This window comes from Cedecea davisae, assembly GCF_044095835.1.
Classification (GTDB): domain Bacteria; phylum Pseudomonadota; class Gammaproteobacteria; order Enterobacterales; family Enterobacteriaceae; genus Cedecea; species Cedecea davisae.
The window spans coordinates 2,035,264-2,060,253 of record NZ_CP172054.1 but is presented as its reverse complement, the minus strand read 5'-3'; the positions used below and the strand labels follow the sequence as shown (position 1 = coordinate 2,060,253).

Sequence of the window (24,990 nt, the reverse complement as noted above, 5' to 3'; positions counted from 1 at the left end):
ACCCGACCTGAGCCGGGTATTCGATGCGCTACTCGCGGTTAGCGGCGGGCGCGTACTATCTGATATTTACGCGTCAGATATTCTACCGGCGCGCTCCAGACGTGCACCAGACGGGTGAACGGGAACAGCAGGAAGATAGTCATGCCCAGCACCAGATGAACGCGGAAGATAAACGCCACGCCTTCCAGGTGCTCAGACGCGCCGCCGCGGAAGGTCACCACGCTCTGCGCCCAGCCCACCAGCTTCATCATTTCGCTGCCGTCCATATGCTGGGCGGAGAACGGAATAGTGCCGAGGCCTAACGCACACTGCACCATCAAAATGCTGAGGATAAGAATATCCGCTGGCGTCGAGGTTGCACGAATACGCGGGTTAAACAGGCGGCGTTTCAACAGCAGCAGGCCGCCCACCAGCGTCATCACACCGCAGGCACCGCCCGCGATCATCGCCATTTTTTGCTTCACGTCCACGGGCAGGAAGGATTCATACATCCAGTGCGGCGTCAGCATGCCGAGGAAATGGCCGGCAAAAATCCCCAGAATACCGAAGTGGAACAGGTTGGAAGCCATGTTCATACCCTTCGGATCCAGCATCTGGCTGGAGGCGGCGCGCCAGGTATACTGCCCGTAGTCATAGCGCAGCCAGCTGCCCACCAGAAATACCGTCCCGCACAGGTACGGATAGATATCAAAGAAGAATACGCTCAGGAAATGCATTATTGCTGCCCTCCGATTTCGAGATACTGCGGAGCAACCGCCCCGGCAAAGCGGCGTTGATGGCTGGAGATCTCAGACTCTCCGCAGCCCGCCTCGGCGATAAATTTGACCTGCTCCTCTTCCCACACCGCGTCCAGCGCCTGCGGGGTATCGTCGCGTGCTTCATCGGCAATCTGCTTGCCTACGCTTTCCGCGCTGACATCACTTGCCGACAGAGCCAGCAGCATATCGAACAGCAGCGCATAGTCGCTTTCCCGTTGTTTGAGGCGTGCGCTAAGCAGCGCCAGAATCGGGGCGATATCCTGCAAGCCGCCGCGCGCCTCGCCTTCCGGCTGCTGGGAAAGATATTCCAGATACAGCGGCAGATGGTCCGGCAGTTCGCGGCTGTCGATTTCCAGCCCGGCGCGCTGATACTGATTCATCAAATTCACCATCGCCTGGCCCCGGTCGCGTGACTCGCCGTGAACGTGTTCAAACAGCAGCAGCGAAGTGGCGCGGCCACGGTCGAATAACTCGCCGTAACTGGCCTGAGCATCAAGCAGCTCGCGGCCGCAAAGCGAGGAAATGAAGCTCCCCAGCTCTGCACGCTGGGCCGAATTGAGGGCGGTGCCCTCCTCCAGCGCGGCCGCCAGTTCATCATGGTGCTGCCACAAAGCAGCATCCGGGTACTCCATCAGGCGGGAGATTATCAACAGTTCAATCATGGGTGCGGCTCCGTTTTACCGGACACATCGATGGCGTCGATGCGGCGGCTGTTGAACAGGTTGAACTTGGTATCGCTGCCGTGGCAGCCGTCGCCGAAGCTAAAGCCGCAGCCGTTACGTTCCGGGAACGCATCTGCCGCCAGCTCGCGATGGCTGGTCGGCACCACAAAGCGGTCTTCGTAGTTGGCGATAGCCAGATAGCGATACATTTCCTGAGCCTGAGCTTCGGTCAAGCCCACCTCTTCCAGCGCACGGGTATCATTCACCCCGTCCACGGTTTCAGCACGCTTGTAGTGGCGCATAGCCATCATACGTTTCAGGGCGCGCAGCACCGGTGCGGTGTCACCTGCTGTCAGCAGATTCGCCAGATATTCCACAGGAATACGCAGGCTTTCTACGTCAGGCAGAATGCCGGTATGCGGCAGCTGGCCCGCATCGGCAGCGGACTGGATCGGCGACAGAGGCGGCACGTACCAGACCATCGGCAGCGTGCGGTATTCCGGGTGGAGCGGCAGCGCCAGCTTCCAGTCCATCGCCATTTTGTAAACCGGCGACTGCTGGGCCGCGTCGATAACGCTCTGCGGCACGCCGTCTTTCAGCGCCTGCTCGATAACCGCAGGATCGTTCGGGTTCAGGAACACGCCGAGCTGGCGCTCATAGAGATCCTGTTCGTTTTCGGTGCTTGCCGCTTCTTCAATCGCGTCCGCATCGTAAAGCAGCACGCCGAGGTAGCGGATGCGCCCTACGCAAGTTTCGGAGCAGACCGTCGGCATACCCGCTTCGATACGCGGATAGCAGAAGATGCACTTCTCAGACTTGCCGGTCTTCCAGTTGAAGTAGATCTTTTTGTACGGGCAGCCGGTTACGCACATGCGCCAGCCGCGGCACTTATCCTGATCGATAAGCACGATGCCGTCTTCTTCACGCTTGTAAATAGCGCCGCTCGGGCAGGTCGCCGCACACGCCGGGTTAAGGCAGTGTTCGCACAGGCGCGGAAGATACATCATGAAGGTATTTTCAAACTGGCCGTACATCGCCTTCTGCATGTTCTGGAAGTTCTGATCTTTAGCGCGCTTCTCAAACTCGCCGCCGAGGATCTCTTCCCAGTTCGGGCCTGCTTCGATTTTGTTCATCCGCTGGCCGGTTATCAGCGAGCGCGGACGGGCGATCGGCTGATGCTTGCCTTCAGGCGCGTTATGCAGATGCTGGTAGTCGTAATCAAACGGCTCGTAGTAATCATCGATGCCCGGCAGGTGCGGGTTAGCGAAGATTTTGCCCAGCAGCATGGCGCGGTTGCCCATGCGCGGCTGGAGCTTACCGTTGATTTTACGGATCCAGCCACCTTTCCATTTTTCCTGGTTTTCCCAGTCGTTCGGGTAGCCAATGCCGGGTTTGGTTTCGACGTTGTTAAACCACGCGTACTCCATCCCTTCGCGGCTGGTCCAGACGTTTTTACAGGTCACCGAACAGGTGTGGCAGCCGATGCATTTATCAAGGTTCAGCACCATGCCGACTTGTGAACGAATTTTCATTTTACGCTCTCCTGTTTCTGGTCGTTACCTTCGCCATCTAACCAGTTAATCTCTTTCATCTTGCGCACCACCACGAACTCATCGCGGTTGGAGCCCACCGTGCCGTAATAGTTGAAGCCGTATGCCAGTTGGGCGTAACCGCCAATCATATGCGTTGGTTTAGGGCTAATACGGGTCACCGAGTTATGAATACCGCCGCGCTGGCCGGTTATCTCAGAACCCGGCAGGTTCACAATGCGCTCCTGGGCGTGGTACATCATGGTCATCCCGTCAGGAATACGCTGGCTAACTACCGCACGCGCGGTCAGGGCGCCGTTTTTGTTGAATACTTCAATCCAGTCGTTATCCGCAATGCCAAGATCTTTAGCATCCGACTCGCTCATCCAGACAATCGGCCCGCCGCGCGACAGCGTCAGCATCAGCAGGTTGTCGCTGTAGGTAGAGTGAATGCCCCATTTCTGGTGCGGCGTCAGGAAGTTCAGCGCCTTCTCCGGGTTACCGTTGGACTTGGTGCCCATCACGCCTTTTACCGAACGGGTATCAATTGGCGGACGGTAAACCAGCAGGCTTTCGCCGAAGTCGCGCATCCACTGATGATCCTGATAAAGCTGCTGACGGCCGGAAAGCGTACGCCATGGGATCATCTCGTGAACGTTGGTGTAACCCGCGCTGTAGGAAACATGCTCATCCTCAAGGCCTGACCAGGTCGGGCTGGAGATGATTTTGCGCGGCTGCGCCTGAATATCGCGGAAGCGAATTTTTTCGTCTTCTTTATTGGTCGCCAGATGCGTATGGTCGCGGCCGGTAAACTCACCGAGCGCGGCCCAGGCCTTCACCGCAACCTGGCCGTTGGTTTCCGGTGCCAGGGTGAGGATCACTTCAGCAGCATCAATCGCGGAGTTGATCATCGGCTGGCCTTTTGCCGGGCCGTCTGCTTTCTCGTAGTTGAGCTTGCGCAGCAGATCCATCTCGCTTTGGGTGTTCCAGGAAATGCCTTTCCCGCCGTTGCCGATTTTTTCCATCAGCGGGCCAACCGAGGTGAAGCGCTCGTAGGTTGCCGGATAATCACGCTCAACCACCATAAGGTGCGGCGCAGTTTTCCCCGGGATCAGGTCGCATTCACCTTTCTTCCAGTCCTGCACGCCGTAAGGCTGAGCCAGTTCGGCGGCGGAGTCATGCTGAATAGGCAGCGTAACCACGTCGGTTTCTTTACCGAGATGGCCAACACAGACTTCTGAGAATTTCTTCGCGATGGCTTTATAAATTTCCCAGTCGCTTTTTGACTCCCAGGCCGGGTCAACTGCGGCAGAAAGCGGGTGAATAAACGGATGCATATCCGAGGTATTCATATCGTCTTTCTCATACCAGGTTGCCGTCGGCAGCACGATATCGGAATACAGGCAGGTGCTGGACAGGCGGAAGTCCAGAGTCACCACCAGGTCCAGCTTGCCGTCGAGGCCGTTATCGACCCACTCAACTTCTTCCGGCATCACGCCGCCTTCCTGGCCCAGGTCTTTACCCTGGATACCGTTTTCGGTTCCCAGCAGGTATTTGAGCATGTACTCATGCCCTTTACCGGAGGAGCCAAGCAGGTTGGAACGCCAGACAAACAGGTTGCGTGGATGGTTATTGCCCGCGTCAGGCTGTTCGGAGGCGAAACGGATCCCGCCTGATTTCAGCTGTTCGGCGGTGTAATCAGCCGGGGACATACCGGCGGCTTTCGCCTGCTGTGCAATGTGCAGCGGGTTGGTGTTCAACTGCGGAGCGGAAGGCAACCAGCCCATACGCTCGGCGCGCACGTTGAAGTCAATCAGGTGGCCGCTGTAGCGGGATTTATCCGCCAGCGGTGACAGCAGCTCTTCCGCCGTCAGCGACTCATAGCGCCACTGGCTGGAATGGTTGTAGAAGAACGAGGTGCTGTTCATATGGCGCGGCGGACGCTGCCAGTCGAGCGCAAACGCCAGAGGCTGCCAGCCGGTCTGCGGACGCAGTTTTTCCTGGCCGACATAGTGCGCCCAGCCGCCGCCGCTCTGGCCAACACATCCGCAGAAGATCAGCATATTGATCAGGCCACGGTAATTGCTGTCCATGTGGAACCAGTGGTTCAGACCGGCGCCGACGATAATCATCGAACGGCCATGGGTCTTGTTGGCGTTATCGGCAAATTCGCGTGCGATGCGGATAATATGCTGACGCGGCACGCCGGTAATCTGCTCAGCCCAGGCCGGAGTATAGGCTTTTACATCGTCGTAGCTGCTGGCGCAGTTTTCGTCGCCCAGGCCACGGTCAAGGCCATAGTTAGCCAGGGTGAGATCGTAAACGGTGGTGACCAGCGCGCTGCTGCCGTCCGCCAGTTGGATACGTTTGACCGGCAGTTTGTGCAGCAGAACGTTTTCCAGCTTAACGTTATTGAAGTGTTCGGAGCTTTCGCCGCCAAAATACGGGAACCCGACTTCGGCTACCTCGTCATGGCTGCCCAGCAGGCTCAGGCGCAGTTCGGCTTCTTCGCCGCTGGTGCCATCGCGCTGCTCAAGGTTCCATTTACCCTTCTCGCCCCAGCGGAAGCCGATGGAGCCGTTCGGCGCGCTCAGGTCGCCGGTGGTGTCGTTCAGGGCTACGGTTTTCCACTGCGGATTGTTTTCCTGACCGAGGTTATCCACCAGATCGGCAGCGCGCAGCATACGGCCTGCGGCGTAGAAGCCGTCGCGCTCTTCGAGCATCACCAGCATCGGCATGTCGGTGTAGCGGCGAACATAGTCGGTGAAATACTGGCTGGGATTATCGAGATGGAACTCGCGCAGCATAACGTGGCCCATCGCCAGCGCCATCGCGGCATCGGTCCCCTGCTTAGGCGACAACCACTGGTCGCAAAGCTTGGCGATTTCGGCGTAATCCGGGGTGACGGCAACGGTTTTGGTGCCCTTGTAGCGAACTTCAGTGAAGAAGTGAGCATCCGGCGTACGGGTCTGCGGCACGTTAGAGCCCCAGGCGATGATGTAGCTGGAGTTGTACCAGTCGGCGGACTCAGGTACGTCGGTTTGCTCGCCCCAGGTCATCGGCGAAGCCGGCGGCAGGTCGCAATACCAGTCGTAGAAGCTCAGGCAGGTACCGCCGATAAGCGACAGATAGCGCGCGCCGGAAGCATAAGAAACCATCGACATCGCCGGGATAGGCGAGAAGCCCGCGATGCGGTCCGGGCCGAAGGTTTTTGCGGTAAAAACGTTGGCGGCGGCAATCAGTTCGTTCACTTCCTGCCAGCTTGAGCGCACAAAGCCCCCGCGTCCACGCGCCTGCTTATAGCTTTTGGCTTTTTCAGGATCGTTGATAATTGAAGCCCAGGCGTTTACCGGGTCGCTGTGCTGCACTTTTGCTTCACGCCAGAGTTTGATCAGGCGTTTACGCATCAGCGGGTATTTCAGGCGGTTGGCGCTGTAAAGATACCAGGAGTAGCTTGCGCCGCGAGGGCAGCCGCGTGGCTCGTGGTTAGGCATATCGGGGCGGGTGCGCGGGTAATCGGTTTGCTGGGTTTCCCAGGTGACCAGGCCGCTTTTAACATAAATCTTCCAGCTACAGGAGCCGGTGCAGTTCACGCCGTGAGTAGAACGAACCACTTTGTCGTGCTGCCAGCGCTGGCGGTAACCTTCCTCCCAGTCGCGGTTGGTGTCGAGCAGTTGGCCATGTCCATTGGCAAAAGTTTCGCCCTTCTGTTTGAAGTAACGAAACCGGTCGAGGAATTTGCTCATCGGGGTTCTCCTGATGTGGAGCCTGCAGGCTCTTCTGGTGAAATCGACATTGCTGAATGACAGGAAAGTTAACGCTTAGAAAGCATAGGATATTTGATGATGATCAACTGCTCCGGGTGTGGTCTTTCACCAGAAACGAAGATCTACCACCAAAGTATAATCACGGAAAATCCTCTAACTTAATGTATTTTAAGGATTAAAAATAACACCTCGTTATCATGGGGGTAAAGGATTCATCCCTACAGGTATTAAGGGGTAGAGACTCACAAATGCGTCGCTTTCCGCTGCATAAGGCAAAAAAAAGCGCGACCGAAGCCGCGCAAAGGGATAACCAAAGGTTAAATCGTTTAGCGTGAAGATTTACGGCCGTAAACCGCCCAGGTAATCACCACGCAGACAATGTAGAACACCAGGAAGACTTTCATCGCCCCTGCGGGAGAGCCGGTTAATGCCAGAGAGGTCCCGAAGGCTTTAGGAATGAAGAAGCCACCAATCGCGCCAATGGCCGAAATAAAGCCCAGCGCGGCCGCGGTGTCGGTTGCCGCCTCACGCATCGCGTGCTCATCGCTGCCGCCCGCCGCTTTGACTCTGTCCATAGTCAGCTTACGGAAGATAACGGAAATCATCTGGAAGGTTGAGCCGCTGCCCAGACCCGCAGTGAGGAACAGCATCAGGAACACGCCGAAGAAGGCGATAAAGTTGCCGCCCTCGCCGTTGGTCGGCAGCGTGGTGAACAGCAGCGCGCTGAATACCGCCATCAGGATAAAGTTATACAGCGAGACGCGGATCCCGCCCCAGCGGTCGGAAATAGCACCGCCGGCCGAACGAGCCAGCGCGCCAAAGAGCGGGCCGAAGAAGGCAAAGTGGAGAATATTCACGTCCGGGAACTGGGTTTTGGACAGCATCGCAAACCCTGCGGAGAAGCCGATGAACGAGCCAAAGGTCGCCAGATAGAGCACGCCCAGCACCCAAAGATGCCCGCGTTTAAGCACCGGGAGCTGTTCACGCAGCGACGCTTTCGAGGCGGAGAGATCGTTCATGCCAAACCAGGCGGCAATAGTGAAAATGGCCAGGAACGGCACCCAGATCCACGCGGCATTTTCCAGGAACAGCATCGTGCCGTCGCCCTGTTCAACGCCCTTACCGCCAAATACCGCAAACATTGACGCAGAGATAACCAGCGGAGCCACCAGCTGCATCACGCTGACGCCCATATTGCCCAGGCCGCCGTTAATCCCTAAAGCGCCACCCTGCTTCGCCTTCGGGAAGAAGAAGCTGATGTTAGCCATGCTGGAAGCAAAGTTCGCACCGGCAAAACCGCACAGCAGCGAGATGATGATGAAGGTATTGAAAGAGGTGCTGGTATCCTGCACCGCAAAGCCCAGCCACACGCACGGAATAATTAAAATCCCGGTGCTGAACGCCGTCCAGCGGCGGCCGCCAAATACCGGCACCATAAATGAATACGGCACGCGCAGCAGTGCGCCGGAAACCGAAGGCAGCGCGGTAAGCATAAACAGCTGGTCGGTAGAGAAATTAAATCCAACTTTGTTAAGGTTGACCGCTACGGCGCTAAACAACATCCAGACGCAGAACGCCAACAGCAGGCTGGGAACTGAAATCCACAGGTTACGGCTGGCAATACGGTGACCTTTTTGCTGCCAGAACTGCGGGTCCTCCGGCCGCCAGTCGGTAATCAGTGCGTCCGAGGACTTCTCGGTTGCGGGGGACTGTGACATAAACACCTCAATTTGTGTGAGTAACTGCTGCAACCTTAGGGTTATGGAGTGGAGATTAGTTGATGCAAATCAATGGATAATCCATCTCTGCGCGGGGCAAAAATGCCCCCTCATTCTTTGTGAGTAAGCCTTTTCGGTAAAAAATATGTGGTTTTTCACATCCCTGACTAACGTTATGGTTAAACGAATAGAACAACCTGCCACCTTTGGCAATTTAGGGGTAATCCTTAGGGGGTATGGGTATACTCCAGGGGATGCCTGAAAATAGCGCCACCTTCCGAATCAACCGCCCGGAGCCCGTACAACAATGCTAAAACGCCTGTTCTCCCCCCTTTCGCTGGTAAACCAGCTGGCGCTGGTCGTGATGCTGCTTGCGTTGCTGAGCGTGGCGGGAATGGGAGCGGCAGGATGGCTGGCGCAGGGCATATCCGGTAACGCCCACGCTATTAACAAAACCGGCTCAATGCGTATGCAGAGTTACCGCCTGCTGTCGGCAATTCCTCTTTCGGAGCAGGACTCGGTATTACTTCGCGAAATGGAACAGACCACCTGGAGCGACGAATTGCGCCTCGCCGCCCAGCGCGACGGCCAGCAGGCGAAGCTCAAACAGCTACAAGACTACTGGCGTACCACGCTTGAACCGGCGCTCACGCAGGCCCAGACGCCCCATCAGGTCGAACCCGAGGTCAAACATTTCGTCGCCAGTATTGATGAACTGGTTAGCTCCTTCGACCGCACCACGGAAATGCGTCTGCATCACGTTATTTTGCTCCAGCAGGGAATGGCCCTGCTGCTTGGCCTGCTGATTATCTTCACCCTTATCTGGCTGAGAAAACGGCTGCTGAAACCCTGGCGCCAGCTGCTGGCCATGGCCGTTGCTATTGGCAAACGAGATTTCACCCAGCGCGTGAACGTGCGTGGCCGTGACGAGATGGCTACCCTGGGGATTGCGCTGAACAGCATGTCCGGCGAGCTGGCGCAGAGCTATGCCGTGCTTGAGCGCCGGGTGCGGGAAAAGACCGCCGGTCTGGAACAAAAAAACCAGATGCTGTCGTTCCTCTACCAGGCAAACCGTCGCCTGCACTCCCGAAACCCGCTGTGCCAGCGCATTTCGCCGGTGCTGAGCGAGCTGCAGGAATTAACCCCGCTACACGGCATCGAGCTGCGGGTTTATGAATACGAAGACGAAGAAAACTACCAGGAATTTACCTTCCAGCCGGACGCACGCTGTAATGCCCAGGGCTGCCAGCTTTGCCCGGCCAGCGGCTACAGCGTGCCGCAGGGCTCCAGCACGCTAAAATGGCGGCTGACGGATAACCAGATTCAGTACGGCCTGGTGCTGGCCCAACTGCCTCAGGGCAGCAGCCTGACCGACGACCAGCAGCAGCTTATCGCCACGCTGATGGAGCTGCTTACGGCCACGCTCGCCATGGAGCGCCAGTATGAGCACCAGCAGCAGCTGGTCGTGATGGAAGAGCGTTCGGCTATTGCAAGGGAGCTGCACGACTCTATCGCCCAGTCTCTTTCCTGTATGAAGATGCAGGTTAGCTGCCTGCAAATGCAGGGCGAAGCGTTACCCGAGCAGAGCAAAACACTGCTGGAGCAGATTCGCGGCGAGCTGAATACCTCGTGGCGACAGCTGCGCGAACTGCTGACCACCTTCCGTCTACAGCTTACCGAACCCGGCCTGCGCCCGGCGCTCGAGGCCAGCTGCCAGGAGTTCAGCGAAAAATTCGGCTTCCCGGTGACGCTGGACTATCAGCTTCCTCCCCGTCTGGTGCCTTCCCACCAGGCAATTCACCTGGTGCAAATCGCCCGCGAGGCAATGAATAACAGTTTAAAACACGCCGATGCCAGCGCCTGCGGCATCAGCGTGACCCGCCAGGGGAATCAGGTTCGCCTGACGGCATGGGATAACGGCCGCGGCATTCCCGATAGCGCGGAGCGCAGCAACCATTACGGCCTTATAATCATGCGTGACCGCGCGCAAACCTTACAGGGTGACTGCCAGGTCCGCGCCCGCCCCTGCGGCGGCACGGAAGTGATAGTCAACTTTATGCCCGAATCACCGCTTTCTTCCACGACAAGGAGTGAAGAATGAGCCACCAGGAAGCAGCAACCATTTTGCTGATTGACGATCATCCAATGATGCGTACCGGCGTTAAACAGCTTATCAGCATGGCACCGGAGCTTGCCGTCGTGGGGGAAGCCGGCAACGGCGAACAGGGCGTTCAGCTTGCCGAGTCGCTCGATCCGGACCTGATCCTGCTCGATCTTAACATGCCGGGGATGAACGGCCTGGAAACCCTCGACTGCCTGCGCGAGAAAGCGCTTTCCGGGCGAATTGTGGTGTTCAGCGTCTCCAACCACGAAGAAGATGTGGTGACAGCCCTGAAACGCGGTGCGGATGGTTATCTCCTGAAAGATATGGAGCCAGAAGATTTGCTCAAGGCGCTCCAGCAGGCCGCTGCCGGTGAAATGGTATTGAGCGAAGCGCTGACGCCGGTGCTGGCGGCAAGCCTGAGGGCCAACCGCTCGACTTCCGACCGGGACGTTAACCAGCTTACGCCGCGCGAGCGCGACATTCTGAAGCTGATTGCCCAGGGACTGCCGAACAAAATGATCGCCCGCCGCCTGGATATCACCGAAAGCACGGTGAAAGTCCACGTTAAGCACCTGCTGAAGAAGATGAAGCTCAAATCACGCGTTGAAGCAGCGGTCTGGGTACACCAGGAGCGCATTTTCTGAATGCCGGTTACTCTCCCGGCATCAGCGAATAGCGCGAGTCGTTTTCAGGGTTGATCAACAGCGGCGCGGCAGGTTTGAGCGTTACCCAGTTCGAGGTCGTCCGCTGCCCTTTCTCATCTTCGATAGTGACCGACAGGCGGTATTCGTTATCCGCCCCTTCCTGCCACGCTGGCAGAATGATACTCCAGCCCTCAGCGCTACGCGCCTGGGCTGGCGGAGTCAGGCTTAACGCCCGGGTGTCCCCCTGCCACGAAACATTACGGATGCCGTGAGGCGCGCGAACCTGTAGCTTAAGCGCCACTGTTTCACCCGGCTGAGGCTGCCACGGCGGCGTAGCCAGAAACACCGACAAGGTTTTACGCTGGCGATACTGCATCACCGGCACCGATTCTCGCTCTACGCTGTCATAGCGGCTACCGCGTAGGGAACTGGTGGTCGCCACCTCATCCGCCGAGAGCTGTTTTTGCAGCGGCACGCCAAAGCGGTAGTTAAGCTTCAGGCCAAGGTTTTCCTGCGCCGTCCCGCTTTCCCCCTGCTTGTGCTGCGCGGTCAGCGTCACCAGCGGCACCGGGGTGTAGTTTATCCCCATTGTTACGGCCACCGGATTACGATAACCGGTATCGTTATTAAATAACGTTACACTGTCACCGAAATACTGTTCGAAGCTCAGGCTGGTATTGATGTGCCGGTAAAACGGGAGCCAGGCCTGCGCCGTAACGTCATAGCCGCGGGCAAGCCGCTGTTCGAGCGTTTCCGTTTCGCCGCGCCAGCCGTTTAGCGGCTGATAATAGTTGGCGGAAAGCCGCAGGTATTCTCCCCAGGCCTCGGCGCCAAAGCCTGCCCGCTGTAGCCGGGTGACCAGCTGATTATCATAAAAGGTGTTGTAGCCAAGCAGCCACTTCCCGGCAACCCAGCGCTGCCCGACGCCAAAATTGCCCACGGCGCCGCTCTTTTGCTGACTGAGGCCAAGCTGGCTCCAGGTAAGATAGCGGTTGTTGTCCTGCCAGGGGGTAAACAGCGCCCCGCTGCTTCCCGCCCAGCTGCCGTGCTCGTCCACGAGCAAATTAAAGCTGGCTTTGCCCCAGGGCGAGAGCAGCGACTGGGCTTCGTCGGTGACTTTATCGGCCAGCACATCGCGCAGGCTGGTAAAGGCAAACAGGCGCGCCTGGTCACCGGCGTCCAGCCCGTTGTCGGTCATGCTGTCTTCCCCGAACTTTTTTGCCATCGCCGCAATTTTGCGCGCGGCGGCATCGGACTCAGGAGCCAGCCCCAGACTGGGCAATTCCTCTGAAGATTGTGAGAAGGGATTTTCGGCGGCCTGAATGAATCGGTTTGAGGTATCCATCGCCCCTCCCACGTCAGGGAGCAGGCCAGGCAAAATGATAAGCGGAACGACTAATCTACGCATTTCTTAATTATAACATAATGATTTGTTAAGTAAGCAGTACCCGCCTGCGCCCCTCAGCGCTACACTGACGGCACCCTAACTTGCCACAAGTCAAAGGAGAATCAAGTGCAAAAAATCGTGATTATTGCCAACGGAGCGGCCTACGGCAGCGAGTCGCTGTTTAACAGCCTGCGCCTGGCTATCGCCCTGCGTGAGCGTGAACCGCAGCCTGAAGTGAAGCTATTTTTAATGTCCGACGCGGTAACCGCCGGCCTGCGCGGGCAAAAACCGGCCGAGGGCTACAATATTCAGCAAATGCTGGAGATCCTCACCGCTCAAAACGTGCCGGTAAAATTATGCAAAACCTGCACCGACGGGCGCGGTATCAGCGGGCTGCCGCTGGTTGACGGCGTGCTTATAGGTACCCTGGTTGAGCTGGCAGAGTGGACGCTGGAGGCAGATAAAGTCTTAACATTCTAATAGTTCCGGCGCGGCAATATTTTTTGCTTATACTCCCTGCCGCGCCATCAAGTTACCTGCTTAAGTTGCCGATATTTCAGTTAGGACAACACAGCAGGATAATAAATATGATTAGATCTATTCGTACACGCATTCTTTTAGTTACGGCGATTTGCCTGGTCTCAGCTTTATGTCTCAACACCTTTATCAACTACTACGTCACCAGCCGCGATAATCAGCAGTCCCTCAGCGCGACATTAACCAGCACCAGTCTCAGCCATTCGGTAGCGATTAGCGACTGGGTGAACGGTAAAATGACCATCATCCATTCCCTCGAAGGCGTAGCGTTAAGCGATGATCCTATCCCGGTTTTCCGCCAGCTTGCCGCTGCGGGAGGGTTTACCAATATCTACGTTGGCTATGCCAGCAAAACCGCGAAGTTCTCCGACCCAACCGGGGTTCCGGCTGACTTCGACCCTACGGGACGCCCCTGGTATCAGCAGGTCGTTAAAGACGATGCGCCCGTGGTTACCGCTCCCTACGTCGATGCGGGAACCGGCAAGCTTGTCGTGACTTTTGCTGTGCCAATCAAACAGGACGGCGCGTTAAAAGCCGTTGTGGCAGGCGATGTCGCCCTGGACAGCGTTATCGCCAACGTACGCAGCATTCATCCTACCCCCAACAGCAGCGGATTATTGCTTAATAACGACGGCACCCTGATTGCAGCCCAGGATCCAGCGCTGACGCTCAAACCCTTTACCGATGCGGTAAAACAGGCAGATTTGAATCAGCTGCTCGGCGGCGACCACCGTACCAGCGGCACTATTGCCGACCGGGAGAAACAGCTGATGGCAAGCCCCATCGCCGGTACGCACTGGTATCTGGTGGTCGCTTTGGATGAGCAAGATGCCACCTCCGGGATGCGCTCCCTGCTGAAGGCTTCGGCGATAGCACTCCTGGTGCTGGTGCTGATTTCCGGCGGCGTCGTACACCTGCTGGTGGGCAAAGTTATGGCTCGCCTGGGCACTATCCGGGACGGCATGCGCGCCATCAGCAGCGGCACCAATGACCTTTCGCAGCGCCTGCCGGAAACCGGCCACGACGAGGTGACCGAAATTGCGCACGCCTTTAACGCCTTTAGCGACAAGCTGGGGCTGGTAATGATGCAGCTCAGGGATTCCAGCGCCTCGGTAAAAGTTGCGGCAAACGAAATTGCCGCCGGTAACCAGGATCTTTCTGCCCGTACCGAGCAGGCCGCTTCCAGCCTGCGTGAAACCGCCAGCGCCGTTGAGCAAATCACCGCCTCGGTTGCCAACTCCAACGAATCCGCCGCCCAGGCGAATACTCAGGCCCACAGCGCAAGCGAAGCGGCAGAACGCGGCGGCGAAGTCGTGTCCAAAGTGATTACCACCATGCAGGCTATCGAGCAGGCCTCCGGCAAAATTGGCGATATCACCAGCGTCATCGACAGCATTGCCTTCCAGACCAATATTCTTGCGCTGAATGCCGCAGTCGAAGCCGCCCGCGCCGGAGAACAGGGGCGTGGTTTTGCCGTAGTAGCGGGTGAAGTGCGTAACCTGGCGAGCCGCAGCGCCCAGGCGGCAAAAGAGATTAAAGGCCTGATTGACTCCACCACCGGCAGCGTCGCCGACGGCTCTCTTTACGTTCGTCAGGCGGGTGAAGCGATGGGCAAAATCGAGCACAGCGTGGGAAGCGTGCTGGGTATTATGCGGGAGATAAATATCGCCACCGGGGAGCAAATGAAAGGCATCCAGGAAATTAACCACGCGGTGAGCCATCTTGACCGCATGGTGCAGCAAAACGCCGAGCTGGTTGTACAGTCCGCCGCCGCCGCACAAGCGCTGCAAACCCAGGCCGGGGAATTAGCGGAAACCGCCGGGCATTTCCGTATTTAATGATGTGCCAGCGGGCGTTTGCCAACGAAACGCTCGTCGGCTGAATGGTTTCAGGCACAATGTCATTATTGTTGAATCGTTGCGACGTTTTTTGATCAAAATCAGCATTGCTCCCCCTTCGCTCTGGTGTGATGCAAAGAGTGATTTGTGAACAACATCACTTACTGAAGCGGTACTTTTGGGGGCCTGAGGCCATGATTGATGCGGGAGCGGAGTGAAAAATGCCTGTAGTAAAAGCCAGTCTGAAACTTTTTGGCGGCGATACCGTGGTGGTTCGCTGTTCGGATAGCTGTCATATCCATTTGATGTGCGCCTCGGAAAACCGCGGCAGGCCGCAGGAAGATATTCTGAGCGTACAAAACCGCCAGTCTGCCTACATCCCCGTGCCCTATAGCGGCACATGGAAAGTGCTGATCGACAGCCACAGCCAGTCGCTTGAGCACTCCATCAGCTTTGTTCCGGCCTGATAAATAGTAAGGCCACCGCAGGGTGGCCTTTTTAATACTTACACAAAACCGGGCTGTAGCCCGCTGTCACCTTCTTCGCCACGGCCGTTCAGCCACGCGCGCACCTGGTTTGCCAGCTCCGACATTCGGTCATCCTGCATACCGCGGTTCTTCATCTCCTGTTCCAGGGAGAAAAGATACTGAGCGTTGGTGCCGAGCGGGCCGCTGGCCGAGCCGATAAGCGGCGCGATGGTTTCCGCACGGGTATCTGCCTCATAGAGCGGATGACGCGGGTCCATAATAAACACCAGGACATTTACCGTCCGACCATCGTCCAGCTCCAGCTTGCACCAGGTAGGCAGATAGCAGCCGGTTATCATCTCGCGCTTCCAGACCAGCGTAAGCTCCTCTTCGAGGATCGCTTCCGGCAGGCGGTAAGCAAGGCCCGTCGTGCGCCCTCCTTCCTTCAGCGCCAGCATGCGTCCGGGACGGCAAGCCGTACCTCGCCCCGCCGTGAGGCGCAGGCAGAAGGCGCGATGCCACCCCACCAGCGTGCCGGGCGCAGACTCTTCAAATTCAAAAGCCGGGTTCCACATCAACGAACCGTAACCAAAAAGCCACACCGGGCTTTGGTCGGGGCGACAAGCAAGCGTCGCGGCAAGAGATGCCGAGCGCTGCTCAGGGGTCCACAATAACGATTCCTCAATGGCTCCAAAAGCCGTCTTACAATCCGCTTTCATTAAGAAATCACGCGTTAACACCATATACCTCCGCCACTGCATGCTTCCGTGCGACTGCACAAGCTGCGCCTTCCCGGCTTTTATTGACAACTTTTGCTTACTAATAGAGCAACATATCAAGACCATAAGCAATTCGTCGCGTACTGGCAAGTATGATGATGATCACATAACAGCAAAATTGTCATTTTAACTTGCCATACTGGCGCGCAGAACAGCGTTACATCGCCAAAAGGCACACGGAATTAAGGGTTTATTTCCGCATTAGCTCCGTTATCAGTCTCTTATACTCCCGAATCGCTTTCTCACACAGCGTTAAGGCCAGAATCTCGCCCTTTAGCATAGCTTATTTGTATTTAACAAAAACATATCAATATGTTTTATAAGCATTAAATAACGAACACTAACTATTTTAATTGATTAGAGCATTTTTAATAGAAATGCGGTAAAAGTAAGTAAATTTTAACTAAAAGAGAGGTTTTTTTGCTAACTTATGCGGGTTCAAAAACCTGACTATAATGATCAAAACAGGTTATCGCCTGCAGAGATGGAGAAGTTGAATGACAAAAACACAACACGAGGCGGTAAAAACCCGCCACAAGGAGAGTTCTCTCATTTTCCCGGTACTGGCACTGGCGGTACTGGCGATGTGGGGGTCAAGCCAGTCCCTGCCGGTGGTGGTCGGAATCAATATTCTGGCGCTGGTGGCAATTTTAAGCAGCGCTTTTAGCGTTGTTCGTCATGCGGACGTGCTGGCTCACCGTCTCGGTGAACCGTACGGTTCGCTGATCCTGAGCTTATCTGTCGTTATTCTTGAAGTCAGCCTGATTTCCGCCCTGATGGCCACGGGCGACGCCGCGCCGACCCTGATGCGCGATACGCTTTACTCCATCATTATGATTGTTACCGGCGGCCTGGTGGGCTTCTCGCTGCTGATGGGCGGGCGTAAATTTGCCACTCAGTATATGAACCTGTTCGGCATCAAACAGTATTTAATTGCCCTGTTCCCGCTGGCGGTTATCGTGCTGGTGTTTCCGATGGCGCTGCCGGGCGGTAACTTCTCGCTGGCCCAATCGCTGCTGGTGGCGCTGATTTCCGCCGCTATGTACGGCGTGTTCCTGCTGATTCAGACCAAAACGCACCAGAGCCTGTTTGTTTACGAGCATGAAGATGAAGGCGATGACGATGACCCGCACCACGGCAAACCGTCGGCGCACAGCTCGGCCTGGCATACCGTATGGCTGATTGTGCATTTGGTTGCGGTTATTGCTGTGACCAAAATGAATGCGAACCCGCTGGAGCACCTGCTCGAAGCCGTTAGTGCTCCCGCACAGTTCACCGGCTTCCTGGTCGCCCTGCTCATTCTCTCCCCTGAAGGCCTGGGAGCGTTGAAGGCGGTGCTCAGCAACCAGGTACAGCGTGCCATGAACCTGTTCTTCGGTTCGGTACTGGCAACAATCTCATTAACGGTTCCGGCGGTCACGTTGATTGCCTGGTTCACCGGTAATGACCTGGTCTTCGCGCTTGGCATGCCGCAGATGGTAGTGATGCTGGCGGCGCTGGTGCTGTGCCAGATATCCTTCTCCACCGGGCGTACCAACGTGCTTAACGGTACCGCTCACCTGGCGCTGTTTGCCGCTTATTTGATGACGATATTTGCCTAAATAAACAGCAAGACTGCTTGTAAGAGCAGTCTTTAGTGTTTGCTCCCTCTCTCAAGGAAGAGGGACAGATATAAAAAAACCCGCCGCGGCGGGTTTTGTTTTTTGCAGCAATTAGTGGCTGGTATCCAGCGGCTCAAAGTTTTTCACCAGCTCGTCAATGGCTTTAATCTGGGTCAGGAAAGCTTCAAGCTTGGCCAGAGGCAGCGCGGACGGGCCGTCGCAGCGAGCGTTGTCCGGGTCCGGGTGCGCTTCAATAAACAGACCCGCCAGCCCCGTAGCCATCCCGGCGCGAGCCAGTTCGGTAACCTGAGCGCGGCGGCCGCTGGATGCAGCGCCAAACGGGTCGCGGCACTGTAGAGCATGAGTCACATCGAAAATCACCGGCGCACCGCCAGAAACCTGCTTCATCACGCTGAAGCCCAGCATGTCCACAACCAGGTTGTCGTAGCCGAACTGCGTCCCGCGGTCGCACAGAATAATTTTTTCGTTGCCGCCTTCGGCGAATTTATCAACGATGTTGCCCATCTGGCCCGGGCTAACAAACTGCGGCTTCTTCACGTTAATGACCGCGCCGGTTTTTGCCATCGCTTCAACCAGGTCAGTCTGGCGAGCGAGGAAAGCTGGCAGCTGGATAACGTCAACCACGTCGGCCACCGGCTGAGCCTGGTGAGATTCGTGCACGTCAGTGATGATTTTCACGCCGAAGGTCTGCTTCAGCTCCTGGAAAATCTTCATCCCCTCTTCCAGACCCGGACCGCGGTAGGAGTTGATGGATGAACGGTTGGCTTTATCAAAAGAGGCTTTAAACACGTACGGAATGCCCAGTTTCTGGGTAACGGTCACGTAATGTTCGCAGATACGCATCGCCAGGTCGCGAGACTCCAGCACGTTCATGCCGCCGAACAGCACAAACGGCAGGTCGTTTGCGACGTTGATATCACCAATGCTAACCACTTTTTGTTTCATATGTTCGCCTTATCAGGTGTGAACTTAATGCAGGGTAATCTGCTTGTGCGCAATCGAGTTGATTTGCGCTTTAATCATTTCGCTAATCGGATCTTCCGGGCATTGCTCAACAAAGTAGCTCAAATCGCTGAGCGCCACATGTTCGCAGTCCAGCTGGGCGTAGATCAAACCGCGGTCGCGAATTTCGTACGGATCTTCCGGATTGAACTGCAACAGCACTTCGCTGGCGCGCAGAGCAAGCTCCATCTGGCGCTCTTCCATCAGCGCGGACTTCAGGGTGTCCAGCAGCTTGCGGATAACTTCGGCATTGTCCGACTCGTCGAGATCTTCGTCGAACAGCTCGGCGGTCGGGTTAATGTTGCCCTTGATCCACACTTCCAGCGTGTGCTCGTCCAGCGTATCGCCGTTAAACGGATTGATGAGCCACATTTCGCCATCCATCCAGTCGGCGCGCAGGATCAGCTGCGTAGGGAAAATCACCGGCATCAGCGGGATGTCGAGCTGCCCGGCAACCCACAATAAAATGGCCCCAAGAGAGACGGCGCTCCCCTGGCGGCTTTCTAAGACATTATCCAGCCACAGGGCGTCGGACAGGCGGTAAACGCCGCCTGAATCCTTAAAACCCCATTCGCCGTAAAAAAGTTCCAGCAGTTTTTCCAGCTGCAAATCAGGGTGTGCCCCCTGGCAAATTTCTTCTTTTGCCAGGCTGACTAATTGCCCGAGCTGCGCCTGTACTTCTTCAGTCGGAAAATCGTCACGAATCAGCTGCGAAATTAAAATCATGCCCTCGCAAAGCGGTGCCTGATTAAATTCGAAATCGGCTAACGACCTCATGCTTACCCCAGTATCGGTATTTTAGTGGTGGCGAGTTTAATGATGATGTAGAGCACCACCAGCCCCAGCAGAAAAGCAAACCAACGGATCTGCTGGCTGCGCGGGCGTTTGCCCAGCGCGATAAAACCCAAAGCGATATAGATGATAACGCCAAACAGTTTCTCCGTCAGCCAGCTTCCTTGAGGCGTAAACGGATAGAAGTGCGTAATCAGAACCAGCCCGAAGCCGCTCAACAGCAGCACGGTATCATTTACGTGCGGCACAATGCGCACCCAGCGCTTAGCGGATATTGCCGAGCCGCGATATTGCCACCAATAGCGTAATACAAACAGGCTAATTGAAATTACGACGGTGAAAATATGCAGATATTTAAGTGAAAAATAAGTCGCCACAGCATCTGTTCCTTAATTCAAAGATAGCGTCCTGACGTCAGGCGTTCATTGCCGCCATAATCTTTGGTGGTTTCAACATCCTGAAAACCGGCTTCGCACAATAGCTGCCTCACCTGCTCTCCCTGCTTCCAGCCGTGTTCCAGCATCAGCCAGCCGCCGGGTTCAAGGAAGCGCCGTGAATCGCTCACCAGGATTTCAATGTCCGCCAGACCGTGATTGTCGGCCACCAGAGCGCTCTTTGGCTCAAAGCGAACATCGCCCTCTGCCAGATGCGGATCTTGCTCATCGATATAAGGCGGGTTGCTGACGATCAGCGTGAAACGCTGATTATTGAGCGCGCTAAACCAGCAGCTTTGCAATACCTTAACATTGGTAATGCCCAGATTTTGTGCATTCGCGCGCGCAAGCTCTACTGCCTCCGGCACCAGGTCCAGCGCCGTCACGTTGCAGTCCGGGCGTTCGCTGGCAAGGGCCAGCGCTATAGCGCCGGTGCCGGTGCCCAGGTCGAGAATCGAGCACGGCGTAGAAGGCAGCTTTGTGAGCGCCTGTTCGACCAGGCATTCGGTATCGGGCCGGGGAATAAGCGTGGCCGGAGAAACGCGCAGCGGCAGCGACCAGAATTCTCGCTCGCCAACCAGGTGCGCAATCGGCTCACCGCGCTCGCGGCGAACCAGTAAAGCTTCAAGCTCGGTTTGCTGCTCCTGCGTCAGCCGGGTTTCGCCAAAGGCGAGAATATAGGTTCTCGCCTTGCCGGTAACAAACCCGAGCAAAATCTCCGCATCGCGCTTTGGGCTTTCGCTCTGCGCCAGGCGCTGTACGGCCTGGCGGAGCCATGACTGAAACTCCATTAATCCTGCTCGGACAACGCCGCGAGCTGGTCAGCCTGGAATTCCTGGACTATCGGCTCAATCAGGGCGTCAATCTTGCCTTCCATCACTTCATCCAGGCGGTAAAGCGTCAGGTTGATGCGGTGGTCTGTTACGCGCCCCTGCGGGAAGTTATAGGTGCGGTTACGGTCTGAACGGTCGCCGGAGCCAAGCAGGTTGCGGCGGGTAGAAGCCTCTTCCTGCTGACGCTTAGCCACTTCAGCGGCGCGAATACGCGACCCGAGCACCGAAAGCGCTTTGGCTTTGTTCTTATGCTGGGAACGTTCGTCCTGGCATTCAACCACGATGCCGGTTGGCAAGTGGGTAATACGGATGGCGGAGTCGGTGGTGTTAACGTGCTGGCCGCCCGCGCCCGAGGAGCGGAAGGTGTCGATGCGCAAATCCGCCGGGTTAATGTCCGGCAGTTCTGCTTCCGGGATCTCCGGCATCACGGCAACGGTACAGGCCGAGGTGTGGATACGCCCCTGAGATTCCGTAGCGGGAACGCGCTGCACGCGGTGGCCGCCGGACTCAAACTTCAGTCGGCCATAGACGCCGTCACCGCTGATTTTTGCGATAACTTCTTTGAAGCCGCCGTGCTCGCCTTCGTTAGCGCTGATAAGCTCAACGCGCCAGCGGCGGGCTTCCGCATAGCGGCTGTACATGCGGAACAGGTCACCGGCAAACAGCGCGGCTTCGTCACCGCCGGTTCCGGCCCGGACTTCAACGAACGCGTTACGCTCATCATCGGGATCTTTCGGCAGCAGCAGAACCTGAAGGTGCTGCTCCAGCTCTTCGCTGTTGGCTTTGGCTTCTGCCAGCTCTTCCTGCGCCATTTCGCGCATTTCCGGGTCGCTGAGCATGCTTTCTGCGGTTTCAATGTCTTCCTGTACCTGGCGCCATTGCAGGAAACAGCGTGATACATCGCTTAACTGGGCATATTCACGAGACAACGCGCGAAAACGGTCTTGATCGGCAATCGTCGCGGCATCGCCGAGCAGGGCCTGAACTTCTTCATGGCGCTCCTGCAAGGCTTCCAGTTTGGCAACAATAGAAGGCTTCATGGGCGGTGGTTCACCTTGTAATAAGAGTTGTGTGTGCTAATCCAGCCCGAGGCTGTTACGCAGGATTTGCAGGCGTTCGTCGTCCCCGTCACGGGCGGCCTGCGTGAGCGATTTGGTTGGAGCATGGATCAGGCGATTGGTCAGTTTCCAGGCCAGATCCTGCAAGACGGATTCCGCGTCGCCACCCTGCTGAAGGGCGGCCAGCGCTTTGGCAGCGAGGTCGTCTCTCACCTGCTCTGCCTGACTACGGTATTCACGAATGGTTTCGGAGGCGCTTTGCGCGCGCAGCCACGCCATAAATTCGCTGCACTCCTGGGCCACGATGGTTTCAGCTTCAACCGCCGCCGCTTTACGCTGGGCGAGGTTGTTCTGAATAATGGCCTGCAGGTCGTCCACGCTGTAGAGATAGGCGTTTGCAAGCTTGCCGACTTCCGGCTCCACGTCGCGCGGCACGGCGATATCCACCAGCAGCATCGGCTGGTTACGGCGGGCTTTCAGGGCGCGTTCCATCATCCCTTTGCCGATAATCGGCAGCGGGCTGGCGGTGGAGCTGATAATGATGTCGGCGTCCGCCAGGCGTTCGTCTATCTCACTCAGGCTAATCACTTCCGCGCCGACTTCGTCCGCCAGCACCTGAGCGCGTTCGCGGGTGCGGTTGGCGATAATCATCTTCTCAACTTTGTGCTCGCGCAGGTGGCGGGCAACCAGTTCGATAGTCTCCCCGGCGCCGACCAGCAGCACGGTGACCGAAGAGAGGGATTCAAAAATTTGCCGCGCCAGAGTACAGGCGGCGAAGGCGACCGACACCGCGCTGGCGCCGATATCTGTTTCGGTGCGAACGCGCTTGGCGACAGAGAAGGACTTCTGGAACATGCGTTCCAGCTCGCTGGAAAGCGAATGGCCTTTTTGCGAGTCGGCAAAGGCTTTTTTGACCTGGCCGAGAATCTGCGGTTCACCGAGCACCAGCGAGTCCAGACCGCTCGCCACGCGCATTAAATGGCTGACGGCGTCGTTATCGTGGTGCCAGTAGAGGCTCTTGCGCACTTCCTCTTCATTGAGGTTGTGGTAGTCGCACAGCCAGCGCACCAGCTGTTCGTGAAGATTTTCCTGTTGCTCAACGCTCAGGTATAACTCGGTTCTGTTGCAGGTAGAAAGTACCACGCCGCCCTGCACCATCGGCTGCTCCAGCAGGCTTCCCAGCGCCTGGTCGAGCGTGTCCGGCGAAAACGTAACACGTTCTCGCAGCGATATTGGGGCCGTTTTGTGGTTAATTCCTAGCGCTAACAGGGTCATGGAGCGGTCTGAGTAATACCGATGTTGATAAGGATTTCTGGTCGCATCATACAGGATGAGCACGGTCAATAAAAGAGAGCTTCCCCTTGCGGAGTATGCGGATGATTTATGATTTAAGACAACTTGACCGTAGACGCCTTCCCGCCTGGCCGCTAGCATGAACGGTTGACCACCAAAATGACTTTAAGGATTTGCTGCCGCTATGTTTATGCCCAAAGCCCGTCTGATGCGCCTTCTGCCCCTTGCCAGCCTGGTTCTGGCCGCCTGTTCAGTTCACCAGCCGAGCGGGCCGGGTAAAAGCCCTGACTCGCCGCAGTGGTTAGAACATCAGCAACAAGTGCAAAAAATCACCCAGTATCAAACGCGCGGCGCTTTTGCTTATCTTTCCGATAGCCAAAAGGTATATGCCCGTTTTAACTGGCAGCAAACCGCCCCGGACCGCTACCGCCTGCTGCTTACCAACCCGCTTGGCAGCACCGAACTTGAGCTTAATGCCCAGCCGAACCAGGTTCAGCTAACCGACCGCGACGGCAAGCGCTACATTGCGACGGATGCCGAAGAGATGATTGGCAAGCTGACCGGGATGCCGATCCCGCTTAACAGCCTGCGCCAGTGGATGCTGGGCCTGCCGGGCGAGTCCACCGACTACAAACTTGACGACCAGTATCGCCTGCGTGAAGTCAATTACACCCAGGGCGGTAAAACCTGGAAAGTGGTGTACAGCGACTACGACAGTAAAATCCAGCCTTCCCTGCCGTCCAATATGGAGCTGCGTGAGGGCGACCAGCGCATCAAGCTGAAAATGGATAGCTGGACGGTGAAATAATGATTTCCCGTTGGCCTGCTCCCGCAAAACTGAACCTTTTTCTCTATATCACCGGCCGCCGCGCGGACGGTTACCATAATTTGCAGACGCTGTTTCAGTTTCTTGACTACGGCGACACGCTGACAATTGAACCGCGCCAGGACGGCGTTATCCGTCTGGTGACGCCCATCGCTGGCGTACCGGACGAAGAAAACCTTATCGTGCGTGCCGCCCGCCTGCTGCAAGCCTTTGCCGCTGAGAAAGGCACTTTGCCCGCGGGCGCAGGAGCCGATCTAGGCGTGGAGAAGAAACTGCCGATGGGCGGTGGACTGGGCGGAGGCTCATCCAACGCCGCGACGGTACTGGTTGCCCTGAATCAGCTCTGGAATACCCGCTGTAGCGAAGACGAGCTGGCCGGACTGGGCATTCGCCTGGGCGCGGACGTGCCGGTCTTTGTTCGCGGTTACGCGGCCTTTGCCGAAGGGGTTGGCGAAATTTTGACGCCGGTCGAGCCGGAGGAAAAATGGTATCTGGTTGCCCACCCCGGCGTGAGTATTCCGACACCGATCATTTTTGGCGATCCGGAACTGCCGCGCGAAACCCCGATAAGGTCAATTGACACGTTGCTAAAATGTGAATTTGGCAACGATTGTGAGGTTATCGCAAGAAAACGTTTTCGCGAGGTTGATGCGGCGCTTTCCTGGCTGTTAGAATACGCGCCGTCGCGCCTGACCGGCACCGGCGCTTGTGTGTTTGCAGAATTCGACACCGAGCAGGCCGCCCGGCAGGTGCTTGAGCAAGCCCCGGAATGGCTGCATGGGTTTGTTGCGCGAGGCGTTAATAGATCTCCGCTGCATCAGGCCATATCCGGGCAAGCTGGGCATTGGTGACAACGTCACCTCGTTTCAGACGTTGCATCGTGCTCTTTAATACACCGCCTGGATGGGGGCTACCCCGCCCGCACATTTGCGGTAGCAAC

The 24,990-nt window shown here is 56.8% G+C and carries 21 protein-coding genes; 8 read left to right on the top strand and 13 right to left on the bottom strand.

The features are described from left to right. Positions 1-38: 38 nt before the first annotated feature. The 5 genes from narI to ACG1VR_RS10145 form a co-directional block, all read right to left on the bottom strand. The gene (gene narI / locus ACG1VR_RS10165) at positions 39-716 is read right to left on the bottom strand and encodes a respiratory nitrate reductase subunit gamma (RefSeq protein ID WP_016536753.1); all 678 of its coding nucleotides are present in this window, start codon (positions 714-716) and stop codon (positions 39-41) included. Continuing rightward, on the bottom strand, positions 716-1,420 hold the full coding sequence (narJ, locus tag ACG1VR_RS10160; RefSeq protein WP_016536754.1) for a nitrate reductase molybdenum cofactor assembly chaperone: 705 nt from the start codon (positions 1,418-1,420) through the stop codon (positions 716-718). Before narJ ends, narI begins: the two co-directional genes overlap by 1 nt. Next, a complete protein-coding gene (gene narH / locus ACG1VR_RS10155; protein ID WP_016536755.1) occupies positions 1,417-2,952 on the bottom strand; it encodes a nitrate reductase subunit beta in 1,536 nt (511 codons plus the stop codon). The genes narJ and narH overlap by 4 nt, the downstream gene beginning before the upstream one ends. Then, entirely contained in the window at positions 2,949-6,695 is a 3,747-nt protein-coding gene (locus ACG1VR_RS10150; RefSeq protein WP_172569802.1) for a nitrate reductase subunit alpha, read from the bottom strand. The genes narH and ACG1VR_RS10150 overlap by 4 nt, the downstream gene beginning before the upstream one ends. Before the next feature lie 347 nt (positions 6,696-7,042). Next, entirely contained in the window at positions 7,043-8,434 is a 1,392-nt protein-coding gene (locus ACG1VR_RS10145) for a NarK family nitrate/nitrite MFS transporter (protein WP_172569801.1), read from the bottom strand. 307 nt (positions 8,435-8,741) lie between these two features. Between ACG1VR_RS10145 and narX the strand changes: the two genes are divergently transcribed. Continuing rightward, entirely contained in the window at positions 8,742-10,535 is a 1,794-nt protein-coding gene (gene narX / locus ACG1VR_RS10140; protein ID WP_395490844.1) for a nitrate/nitrite two-component system sensor histidine kinase NarX, read from the top strand. Continuing rightward, the gene (gene narL, locus ACG1VR_RS10135) at positions 10,532-11,182 is read left to right on the top strand and encodes a two-component system response regulator NarL (protein ID WP_016536760.1); all 651 of its coding nucleotides are present in this window, start codon (positions 10,532-10,534) and stop codon (positions 11,180-11,182) included. Before narX ends, narL begins: the two co-directional genes overlap by 4 nt. 7 nt (positions 11,183-11,189) lie before the next feature. Here the strand turns inward: narL and ACG1VR_RS10130 are convergent, their stop codons facing one another. Next, positions 11,190-12,590, bottom strand: coding sequence for a YchO/YchP family invasin (locus ACG1VR_RS10130; protein WP_016536761.1), 1,401 nt, complete (start codon positions 12,588-12,590; stop codon positions 11,190-11,192). A gap of 105 nt (positions 12,591-12,695) precedes the next feature. On the opposite strand from ACG1VR_RS10130, the gene ACG1VR_RS10125 reads away from it, so the two are divergent. The 3 genes from ACG1VR_RS10125 (at position 12,696) to ACG1VR_RS10115 (ending at position 15,411) form a co-directional block, all read left to right on the top strand. Further along, positions 12,696-13,049: a DsrE/DsrF/TusD sulfur relay family protein gene (locus ACG1VR_RS10125; RefSeq protein ID WP_172569798.1), complete on the top strand. Its 354-nt coding sequence runs from the start codon at positions 12,696-12,698 to the stop codon at positions 13,047-13,049. Positions 13,050-13,156: 107 nt separating this feature from the next. Next, positions 13,157-14,944, top strand: a complete 1,788-nt coding sequence (locus ACG1VR_RS10120) for a methyl-accepting chemotaxis protein (protein ID WP_395490843.1) — start codon at positions 13,157-13,159, stop codon at positions 14,942-14,944. A gap of 221 nt (positions 14,945-15,165) precedes the next feature. Continuing rightward, on the top strand, positions 15,166-15,411 hold the full coding sequence (locus ACG1VR_RS10115; protein WP_016536765.1) for a DUF1883 domain-containing protein: 246 nt from the start codon (positions 15,166-15,168) through the stop codon (positions 15,409-15,411). A 38-nt stretch (positions 15,412-15,449) separates the two neighbouring features. On the opposite strand, the gene ACG1VR_RS10110 is transcribed toward ACG1VR_RS10115, so the two are convergent. After that, on the bottom strand, positions 15,450-16,151 hold the full coding sequence (locus ACG1VR_RS10110) for a gamma-glutamylcyclotransferase (protein WP_039899329.1): 702 nt from the start codon (positions 16,149-16,151) through the stop codon (positions 15,450-15,452). A 536-nt stretch (positions 16,152-16,687) separates the two neighbouring features. On the opposite strand from ACG1VR_RS10110, the gene chaA reads away from it, so the two are divergent. Beyond that, positions 16,688-17,791: a sodium-potassium/proton antiporter ChaA gene (gene chaA, locus ACG1VR_RS10105; RefSeq protein WP_016536767.1), complete on the top strand. Its 1,104-nt coding sequence runs from the start codon at positions 16,688-16,690 to the stop codon at positions 17,789-17,791. 111 nt (positions 17,792-17,902) lie between these two features. Here the strand turns inward: chaA and kdsA are convergent, their stop codons facing one another. From kdsA to hemA, 6 genes are read right to left on the bottom strand one after another with little or no spacing between them, the layout of a single operon-like run. After that, positions 17,903-18,757 (bottom strand): 3-deoxy-8-phosphooctulonate synthase, encoded by an 855-nt coding sequence (gene kdsA / locus ACG1VR_RS10100; protein WP_395490842.1) that lies wholly within the window; start codon positions 18,755-18,757, stop codon positions 17,903-17,905. A gap of 24 nt (positions 18,758-18,781) precedes the next feature. Next, positions 18,782-19,591 (bottom strand): invasion regulator SirB1, encoded by an 810-nt coding sequence (gene sirB1, locus ACG1VR_RS10095; protein WP_016536769.1) that lies wholly within the window; start codon positions 19,589-19,591, stop codon positions 18,782-18,784. A 2-nt stretch (positions 19,592-19,593) separates the two neighbouring features. Then, positions 19,594-19,983: a SirB2 family protein gene (locus ACG1VR_RS10090; RefSeq protein WP_172569796.1), complete on the bottom strand. Its 390-nt coding sequence runs from the start codon at positions 19,981-19,983 to the stop codon at positions 19,594-19,596. A 17-nt stretch (positions 19,984-20,000) separates the two neighbouring features. Beyond that, a complete protein-coding gene (gene prmC / locus ACG1VR_RS10085; protein WP_395490841.1) occupies positions 20,001-20,831 on the bottom strand; it encodes a peptide chain release factor N(5)-glutamine methyltransferase in 831 nt (276 codons plus the stop codon). Continuing rightward, positions 20,831-21,913 (bottom strand): peptide chain release factor 1, encoded by a 1,083-nt coding sequence (gene prfA / locus ACG1VR_RS10080; RefSeq protein ID WP_395490840.1) that lies wholly within the window; start codon positions 21,911-21,913, stop codon positions 20,831-20,833. Before prfA ends, prmC begins: the two co-directional genes overlap by 1 nt. A gap of 36 nt (positions 21,914-21,949) precedes the next feature. After that, positions 21,950-23,206, bottom strand: coding sequence for a glutamyl-tRNA reductase (gene hemA / locus ACG1VR_RS10075; RefSeq protein WP_172569794.1), 1,257 nt, complete (start codon positions 23,204-23,206; stop codon positions 21,950-21,952). A 202-nt stretch (positions 23,207-23,408) separates the two neighbouring features. Between hemA and lolB the strand changes: the two genes are divergently transcribed. Both lolB and ispE read left to right on the top strand, forming a co-directional pair. Beyond that, the gene (gene lolB / locus ACG1VR_RS10070) at positions 23,409-24,032 is read left to right on the top strand and encodes a lipoprotein insertase outer membrane protein LolB (protein ID WP_172569793.1); all 624 of its coding nucleotides are present in this window, start codon (positions 23,409-23,411) and stop codon (positions 24,030-24,032) included. Continuing rightward, entirely contained in the window at positions 24,032-24,901 is an 870-nt protein-coding gene (ispE, locus tag ACG1VR_RS10065) for a 4-(cytidine 5'-diphospho)-2-C-methyl-D-erythritol kinase (RefSeq protein ID WP_395490839.1), read from the top strand. The genes lolB and ispE overlap by 1 nt, the downstream gene beginning before the upstream one ends. The last annotated feature ends 89 nt before the right edge of the window (positions 24,902-24,990 follow it).

Bases quoted from the DNA above. Each gene is read 5' to 3' on its own strand.
- narI (WP_016536753.1), bottom strand. From the start codon at position 716: ATGCATTTCCTGAGCGTATTCTTCTTTGATATCTATCCGTACCTGTGC.
- ispE (WP_395490839.1), top strand. From the start codon at position 24,032: ATGATTTCCCGTTGGCCTGCTCCCGCAAAACTGAACCTTTTTCTCTAT.
- prmC (WP_395490841.1), bottom strand. From the start codon at position 20,831: ATGGAGTTTCAGTCATGGCTCCGCCAGGCCGTACAGCGCCTGGCGCAG.
- narL (WP_016536760.1), top strand. From the start codon at position 10,532: ATGAGCCACCAGGAAGCAGCAACCATTTTGCTGATTGACGATCATCCA.
- ACG1VR_RS10120 (WP_395490843.1), top strand. From the start codon at position 13,157: ATGATTAGATCTATTCGTACACGCATTCTTTTAGTTACGGCGATTTGC.
- ACG1VR_RS10115 (WP_016536765.1), top strand. From the start codon at position 15,166: ATGCCTGTAGTAAAAGCCAGTCTGAAACTTTTTGGCGGCGATACCGTG.
- ACG1VR_RS10145 (WP_172569801.1), bottom strand. From the start codon at position 8,434: ATGTCACAGTCCCCCGCAACCGAGAAGTCCTCGGACGCACTGATTACC.
- narH (WP_016536755.1), bottom strand. From the start codon at position 2,952: ATGAAAATTCGTTCACAAGTCGGCATGGTGCTGAACCTTGATAAATGC.
- lolB (WP_172569793.1), top strand. From the start codon at position 23,409: ATGTTTATGCCCAAAGCCCGTCTGATGCGCCTTCTGCCCCTTGCCAGC.
- prfA (WP_395490840.1), bottom strand. From the start codon at position 21,913: ATGAAGCCTTCTATTGTTGCCAAACTGGAAGCCTTGCAGGAGCGCCAT.
- ACG1VR_RS10130 (WP_016536761.1), bottom strand. From the start codon at position 12,590: ATGCGTAGATTAGTCGTTCCGCTTATCATTTTGCCTGGCCTGCTCCCT.
- narX (WP_395490844.1), top strand. From the start codon at position 8,742: ATGCTAAAACGCCTGTTCTCCCCCCTTTCGCTGGTAAACCAGCTGGCG.
- hemA (WP_172569794.1), bottom strand. From the start codon at position 23,206: ATGACCCTGTTAGCGCTAGGAATTAACCACAAAACGGCCCCAATATCG.
- kdsA (WP_395490842.1), bottom strand. From the start codon at position 18,757: ATGAAACAAAAAGTGGTTAGCATTGGTGATATCAACGTCGCAAACGAC.
- ACG1VR_RS10150 (WP_172569802.1), bottom strand. From the start codon at position 6,695: ATGAGCAAATTCCTCGACCGGTTTCGTTACTTCAAACAGAAGGGCGAA.
- narJ (WP_016536754.1), bottom strand. From the start codon at position 1,420: ATGATTGAACTGTTGATAATCTCCCGCCTGATGGAGTACCCGGATGCT.
- chaA (WP_016536767.1), top strand. From the start codon at position 16,688: ATGACAAAAACACAACACGAGGCGGTAAAAACCCGCCACAAGGAGAGT.
- sirB1 (WP_016536769.1), bottom strand. From the start codon at position 19,591: ATGAGGTCGTTAGCCGATTTCGAATTTAATCAGGCACCGCTTTGCGAG.